The 4,592-nt window shown below is 51.4% G+C and carries 4 protein-coding genes; all 4 read right to left on the bottom strand.

Annotated elements, in window-relative coordinates; genetic code table 11:
• Positions 1 to 355 (bottom strand): YdcP family protein (locus EKM88_RS13125; RefSeq protein ID WP_125706733.1); only part of this gene is annotated, 355 nt, incomplete at its 3' end.
• An 18-nt stretch (positions 356 to 373) separates the two neighbouring features.
• Positions 374 to 697: a DUF961 family protein gene (locus tag EKM88_RS13120; RefSeq protein ID WP_003606404.1), complete on the bottom strand. Its 324-nt coding sequence runs from the start codon at positions 695 to 697 to the stop codon at positions 374 to 376.
• Positions 698 to 739: 42 nt separating this feature from the next.
• Positions 740 to 982, bottom strand: coding sequence for a hypothetical protein (locus EKM88_RS13635; RefSeq protein WP_045137143.1), 243 nt, complete (start codon positions 980 to 982; stop codon positions 740 to 742).
• Position 983: 1 nt separating this feature from the next.
• Positions 984 to 4,592: SpaA isopeptide-forming pilin-related protein (locus tag EKM88_RS13110; protein WP_125706732.1), on the bottom strand; the 3,609-nt coding region annotated here is incomplete at its 5' end.

Below are 4,592 nucleotides of genomic sequence, written 5' to 3'. Positions count from 1 at the left end.
TGTTTGGCTTCTCCTGCGGCTTGACCGGTGCGGTAGCAATCACGAGATCCTTGGCTTTCATGTACCACGAAGTTTCAACTCGGTTGAAGTTCGCGTTTGCCACGGTGTCGATCACTGGGTCAACCAAAGTAACAATCTGGTTGTACTTGAAGTCTTTGATTCCAGCTTCGGCCGGAATGGAAACCTGAATCATCATTCCCTGTTTCATGGACTTCAAGTCATAGGTGCGTTCCTTCACGTCGTCGGTACGGTTGCCGTCTTCGTCTTGCACGAAACGTTCACGGCGCTGGCCGGAGAATTTCAAGACGCCAAAGGTTTCTTCTAGGTCGATAACGATGCCTTCTGCTAATCGCATGTGAGTTCCTCTTTTCTTTTATTTGACTGGGACAATATCGTCGGCATTGCAGATGTAGCGCACAAAAGCTTGTTCACCGATCCGGTAGCCAACGGTCGCAATGCGGGGCTTGATGATGGTGACTGGCGCATCAACTTCAATGCTTTCGGCCTTGTCACCTTTCTTCGCTGGAATGGTGATCTCGATGTTGTCGGTACGCTGCAAGTCGGAGAACAACTCGTAAGTGCGGGAGACAACCTTGCGATTGTCGCGATCACCTTCTGACAGTTCGCGCTTGAGCGAACCAAAGTACAGGTGGCCGAACGTCTTTTCAATATTTGGTGCAACAAATTTGAGTTCCATGTTGTAGCCTTCCTTTCGTATTCAAAAAGCCGGGTAGGTGGGCTACTCGGCTGTGGCTTGGTGATAGTATTCGGTTAATTGTTGAAGTAGATAATCGTAAAACGACTTGGAGATTGGGTGAACTGTGCGGCCATCAGCGTATCGTGGAAACTGGATATACCAGCGATACTGCCCTTCTATGAGCTTCACATTTTTCAAGATGAGTACATGATCTAGTACGATGTCGCCTTGGAGTAGCACGTCGCCGCCGGGATCGGGGTACATATTGATAGAAGAAATGCGCATGTTACTTGCCGTCTTTCTTCTTGGCGCCACCGATCACAACCATTGCGGCGAGGACGCCGAGCAGCAGTATTACACCGATGACGATGAGCCAGCCAGACGTCACGTTGCCGGTTTGTGGGAGACCAGGTTTAGGCGTCTGCTTGTCGGTCATGATGGCCTTCACGATTTCACCATCTGTAGTGATCTCGAATGGTACGAGAGCTTCGTTAATTTCGTAGCCCTTTGGTGCATCGTATTCTTGGAAGCTGTACTTGCCAGCAGGCAGATTGCCAAAGGAGAAGACACCATTCTTGTCAGTGCGACCAGATACAACCGTCTTGCCGTTTTCGTCCAGAATTCGGATGCCGGTATTTGGCAGCCGCTTCCAAGTAGAAACGTCGGTCTTGGTCAGTTCGCCTGTGCCCTTGATCAAGTCATTGGTCAGTTCAAAGGCAATCGCGGTTTCCTTGGCGTCAGCTTTAGTCTCGCCAATCTGCTTGTCCTTGCTATCAAAGACCGTCACGCCGTCCTTGGTGGACACGAGCTTAAGGGTTTCCTTGGAAAGTACCAGATTGGTAGCAGAGGTTTTGGATTCACGGAGATAGAAGGTACCCACAGGCAGGGGCTTGATTGAACCGGTGGAATCCTTACCGACCGTGATGGTCTGAATGACCTTTTTATCAGCGTCGAGCAGTTCAAAAACCGCACCAGCAGCGTTACCGGTCATCGCGTAGGAGTAGCCTTTACCCGAAACCAGTGTGGCAACTTCATTGGTCTTCTTGAATGACAGTTCGTTTTCATGGAGCCTGTTGTTGATCACTTTGCCGTCATTGAGGTCGATGTGTTTGATTTTCTCATTGTCGGTGGTGTGGAAGTGGAAGCCGTACGTCGTGGTGTTCAAGTCGTGCTTCTCACCAGCATCAAGTTCCTTCACGAAGTAGTAGCCTTCGGGAAGCTGGATCGCGCCAAGTTCAGCCTTACCGTCTTTGACCGTCACGGTGGCGACGAGTGATTCAGATGGGATCACAGTGTCGCCAATCGTGGTTTCGCCTTGAGTGAACAAGCCAAAGACCTGACCGTTGGCGGCGACGTTCTTGATAACCGGGAGATTGTCCTTCCAGCTGGTGATACATTCTTCTTGCTTGTTGAGCGTAATGTTGAGTTGCTGGAAGTCGTTTTTGGCTTCAAGTGAGGTGGAGGTCACTGTCACTTCTTGCCCGGCGTACTTGATTTCAAAAGTGATTGGATCAGGGTTCATGATGAAACCATTTGGCGCAGACAATTCAGTGGCGGTGTACTTGCCGAGGTAGAGTTCTGGGGTTTGAATCTGGCCTTGAGCGTCAGTGGTGCCAGTGGCAACCACGTCACCCTTGTGGGCACGAACGGTACCGTCAGCCGTTGTAATGTCTTCGGTTGCCTTGAACTCAAACTTCGCACCAGCTAAGGCGGTATAGTCGTACTTAAACTTGTACTGATCGCCGTATTCAGTTTCAACCTTTTCGACGGCGACTGGGGTAGCTCCGGTCTTGGTCAAGGTGGCGACACCCTTTTGGGAGAGGTCAGCGAACTTGATGACTACGATACCGTCCTTATGGCTGCCGTCGATGGTGAACTTGGCTGGTTCCTTAGCCAGTACATAGCCTTCTGGAGCTTGAACTTCTTCGAGTTGGTACTTGCCGTAGCCGAGCGCTTCGGCTGTGATCAACTCGCCGAAATTGTCGGTAGCAAACTTGTCAGTTGTACCAGTCTTGTCGGCAGTTGGCTGGACTTCGTACTTGTTGGTTTGCAAGTTCTTGATCCGGAAGATCGCGCCAGCGCGCAGCACGGTCTTCCCGGTTTCGGTATCAACCTTGGCTACCCGCAGCTTTTCTTCGATAACCTTGTTTTCGATGCTGTAATGTTGGGACTTCTGGGTGCCGTCAACAAGAACTGTGAACGGCTTGATCCCGTTGTAGCCTGTTGGGGTCTTAGTTTCGGCTACGGTGTAAGTGTCGTAAGGTAGATCTGTGAACTTCACGTAGCCTTGGGCATCGGTGAGGCCGGTACGAACGACCTTGCCAGTGGTCTTGCTGGTTACAGTGAACTGGGTGTCCTTGAGCATGACCGGCTTAGTGCCTTTGCCTTGGGCTGACCAGTCGTAGTTACCGTACTTGAGCAAGTCGAGATCACCAGTGATGACTTGTTCCTTGACCGTCGTAGTAGCAGTTGCAGTGGTGACGTTCTGACCAGCGTAAGCCAACTTGAAGGCGTGCTTTTGCGGATCAAGCACGTAGCCAGTCGGCGCCTTGACCTCTTGCCAGTAGTAATCGTCCAGCTCCAAGCCAGAAACGGACGCGGTATTGTTGGCAATCGTCACTGACTTCACGAGCTTGTCATCAGCTGCACGGTGGAGTTCGTAGACAGCACCGTTAAGGCTGGCAGCACCTTGTGGATGCTTACCAGTAACGGTATCTTCCTTGATGATAGTGGCAGTACCGCGCTGTTCTTGATCAGTCGTATCGACGTGAGCAGTGGTGACCGCGACAGTTTGACCAGCATACTTCAATTCAAACGGCAGCTTGGTCGTGTTCAGAACATAGCCAGCAGGGGCTTTTTCTTCCAGTGCGTAGTAGCTACCGAGCTTGAGGTTCTGCAAGGTGCCTTTGCCATTGCCGTCAGTGGTGATCGCGCCAACCCGTGTGCCGGTGCTGGTGTAAATGCCGTAGACAGCACCATTAAGCGAGTAGTAGGAATTGAACATGTCGCTACCGAACTCACGCCCAATCTTGGCGAGGGTCACGTTACCGAGCTGTTCCTTGTTACTGAGGACAACTTCAACGGTCTTGCCGGGTTCGATGGTGACTTCTTTGAGTTCACCCTTGTTGACGTAGCCGTTAGGAGCAGTGACTTCCGAGACGGTGACCTTGGTGCCAGCCTTCAAGTCATTCAAGGCAGCATACCCGTCAGTACCAGTCGTGACTTCTTTGGAAGTACCATTGTATGCGAACTTGAGCTTCGCCCCGGGCAATGCTTTGTTGGTGTCGGCGTCAACCTTCTTGGCTTTCAGGTTCCCGTTCAGGTTGACCTTGATCGGTAGGCTGAATTCGTCGTTGCTGGAAAGCTTGAAATTGACCAGCTTTTGTTGGGAGCCCTTTGTATAAACGAAAGAGGTACCAACGTCAGCGGACTTGGCGATTGCATAAGCGACCTTGCCGGAAGCTTTCGACTGGGCGGTAGCCGTCAGCATGAGCTTGTTGCCAGACTTGGTGATCTTGAGGTTCGCGGTGTTCGCTGTTTGCTGGGCGAAAGCAGCGAGCCGTCCGTCGGTATCAGTTAGGGTGATTGAATCACCAACTGCAAGCGTGATTTGCTTACCGTTGAAAGATGGCTTGCGATCATGCGCAGCGACCTTATCAAGAATCGCTTTCTTTTCAGATTGATAGGTCTTGTTCGGTGTCGTGAGCAACGAATCGCCGAGCGTTTCCCAAATAATCATCTGGGTCACGGCGTAGTTGCGGTTGGTTGGGTTTTGGTAGTAGCCGTAGTAAGCAATCTTGGCTAATTGATCCTTCTTAGCGTCGGAGTAGGTGCTGGGGTTGTAGCCAGAGCCGCTCATATCGAGATCGACGCCGTGCTCCACACAGAAGGCAAC

Source organism: Lacticaseibacillus daqingensis (assembly GCF_003946115.1).
GTDB lineage: Bacteria > Bacillota > Bacilli > Lactobacillales > Lactobacillaceae > Lacticaseibacillus > Lacticaseibacillus daqingensis.
This window is presented reverse-complemented; position numbering and strand designations above follow the sequence as displayed.

Excerpts from the sequence above, each read along its gene's own strand:
- EKM88_RS13635 (WP_045137143.1), bottom strand. The coding sequence starts at position 982 with ATGCGCATTTCTTCTATCAATATGTACCCCGATCCCGGCGGCGACGTG.
- EKM88_RS13120 (WP_003606404.1), bottom strand. The coding sequence starts at position 697 with ATGGAACTCAAATTTGTTGCACCAAATATTGAAAAGACGTTCGGCCAC.